This is a genomic window from Caulobacter segnis, assembly GCF_003243465.1.
GTDB classification, from domain to species: domain Bacteria; phylum Pseudomonadota; class Alphaproteobacteria; order Caulobacterales; family Caulobacteraceae; genus Caulobacter; species Caulobacter segnis_A.
In genome coordinates, this window is sequence record NZ_QFQZ01000153.1 from 1 (window position 1) to 2,555 (window position 2,555).

The 2,555-nt window shown below is 68.5% G+C and carries 2 protein-coding genes; both read right to left on the minus strand.

Going from position 1 to position 2,555, the window contains the following annotated elements; genetic code table 11:
• Nucleotides 1-344: 344 nt before the first annotated feature.
• Nucleotides 345-1,565, minus strand: a complete 1,221-nt coding sequence (locus DI526_RS23330) for an IS91 family transposase (protein ID WP_304283424.1) — start codon at nt 1,563-1,565, stop codon at nt 345-347.
• Between the two features lie 10 nt (nt 1,566-1,575).
• Nucleotides 1,576-2,433 (minus strand): site-specific integrase, encoded by an 858-nt coding sequence (locus DI526_RS23335; protein WP_099442159.1) that lies wholly within the window; start codon nt 2,431-2,433, stop codon nt 1,576-1,578.
• Between the last annotated feature and the right edge of the window lie 122 nt (nt 2,434-2,555).

Here is a 2,555-nt window from a genome sequence, read left to right on the forward strand (position 1 = left end):
TGTTGAGGGTTTCGGATGCTGGCCCGTGCACGGGGTCTGCGGCCGGCGCTGAGGGCCGGCTTCCGAAAGCCTTCAGGGGAGGAAGCCGCGCTCAGCGGCCCGGGCGTGTCAGGCTATGGCGATAGCGCTTGTCGCTGCGGTGCTGACGATGGCCCAAGAGGTCTGGACGGTGGCCACTAGGAGCCCAAAACGTCCAACATGTTGGGCCCCTAGCGGTGCGAGGCGCCGACATTGGGGGTGGCAGGACGGCGCTTGAGGCGGGGCTGGACGCGAGGCGCAGCGGGTCTTGCGCCAAGGCCGGGGGCAATGGCGGGAATAGGCGCGGACGATCGTCGCAGCCGGGCTCATGAGCTGTCGCACCACAGCGGCGCGAGTGGGCGGGCGCACCAGGCGCCGCTGCGGCCGATGACCTCGATGATCCGCACGACGCCGCCGCATGGGCAGACCAGAGCCGAGGGGGCCTTGGGCTCGGGGGGCTCGGGAGTGGCCTCGTGGACGGCGGCCGGATGCGGTGTTCGCTTCAGGATCAAGGCGCGCAGGGTCTCCAGGGGCACGGTGTTGGGGCCCTTGGCCAGCAGGCCATAGTGGCGGATGCGGTGGAAGCCGGACGGCAGCACGTGGATCAGGAACCGCCGGATGAACTCGGCCGGCGCCAGGGTCATGGTCGCCATCTTCACCGCGCCGGTGGCGGGGTTGGCGCGGCGATAGTCCTTCCAGCGGAAACGGACGACGCGGTCGTCCAAGCTGACCAGACGGTTGCTGGAGATGGCGACGCGGTGGGTGTAGCGGGCGAGGTAGGCCAGCACGGCGGCCGGCCCACCGAACGGCGGCTTGGCGTAGACCACCCATTCGGCGCGACGCAGCGGCGCCATGTATGCGGCGAAGGCCTGGGCCTTGGTCAGAGCGGCGAGGTCGCCGAAGAAGCGCAGACGCCCTTGCGCGTGGAGGGCCGTGAGCTTCTCCAGGAACAGCCGCCGGAAGAACCGCGACAGCACCCTCACGGGCAGGAAGAAGCCCTTGCGACAGGCGATCCAGCGCCGGCCGTCGGGGGAGAGCCCGCCGCCAGGAACAATGCAGTGGACATGGGGGTGATGAGTCAGGGCCGAGCCCCAGGTGTGGAGCACGGCGATCAGACCCAGCCGCGCGCCCAAGCGCTTGGGATCGGCGGCGATGGTCCGCAGGGTCTCGGCGGCGGCCTTGAACAGCAGATCATAGACCACGGCCTTGTTGTGGAAGGCGATGGCGGCGATCTCTCCTGGCAGGGTGAAGACGACATGGAAATAGGGCGCGGGCAGCAGATCGGCCTGACGCTCGGCCAGCCAAACCTTGGCCGCCGAACCCTGACACTTGGGGCAATGGCGGTTGCGGCAGGAGTTGTAGCTCACCGCCAGGCGCTGGCAGTCGTCGCAGCGCGCGACATGACCGCCCAACTCGGCGGTGCGACAGGCCTCAATGGCCGACATGGCCTTGAGCTGACCAAGGCTCAGGTGTCCGGCATGGTCACGGCGATAGGCCGGCCCATGGGCGCGGAAGATGTCGGCCACCTCCAGGGATGGCCGGGACATGGCGACTAGCTCAGGCGGGCGGCGGCCGCAGCAGCGACAGCGGACTCTTCACCGCGCCCAGGGTCTTGATCGCCACGCGGGTGTAGCGGGCGGTCGTATCCAGCTTCTTGTGACCCAGCAGCGCCTGGATCACTCGCACGTCGGTCTTGCGCTCCAAGAGGTGGGTGGCGAACGAATGGCGCAGGGTGTGCATCGACACCCGCTTGCCCAGGGCCGCCGTCGCCGCGGCGGCCTTACAGGCCCGGTCGAGCTGGCGGGCGGTGACGGGCTGTCCGGGGTCACGCCCTGGGAACAGCCACCCCTTGGGCCTGGCTGACAGCCACCAATCGCGCAGCAGGGCCAGGAGGTCTGGCGATAGCATCACATAGCGATCCTTGCGGCCTTTGCCCTGCTCGACGCGGATCAGCATGCGGGCGCTGTCTATATCGCTGACCTTCAGGTGGGTGATCTCCGAGACCCGCAGGCCACAGCCATAGGCGATGCTGAGGGCGGCCTTGTGCTTGAGGCTGGGCGCGCAGTGCAGGAGCAGCGCCACTTCCTCGGGGCTGAGCACTTCGGGCAGACGGTCTTCCTTGCGGACCGTGGCCAGCCGTTCGCCATAGCCCTGGCGACCCAGTGTGATCTTGAAGAAGAACCGCAGGGCCGAGACGCTGGCGTTCATCTTGGCCGGCGAGGCGCCGGCGGAGGCCAGGTGCAGCTGGTATCGTCGCAAGTCCTCGGGCTCGGCCTGATCGGGCGAGCGACCGAGGAACCGGGCGAAGTCGGCGACGACGCGCACGTAGTCGCTCTGGGTCTTCTCGCCGAACTGGCGGATCGACATGTCTTCAATCATCCGCTGACGCAGCGGGGTCGTGGGTGCAGAGCTCATCAGGGGTCTCCTGTCTGCAGGGTTGACCCCTGATCTTCAGACAGGACGGGCAAGGCGCCGCCACTTCAGGTTCAACTACGGCGCCAGCGCCGGTCACCCATGCCGCGCGAGCGGCTTAGTCC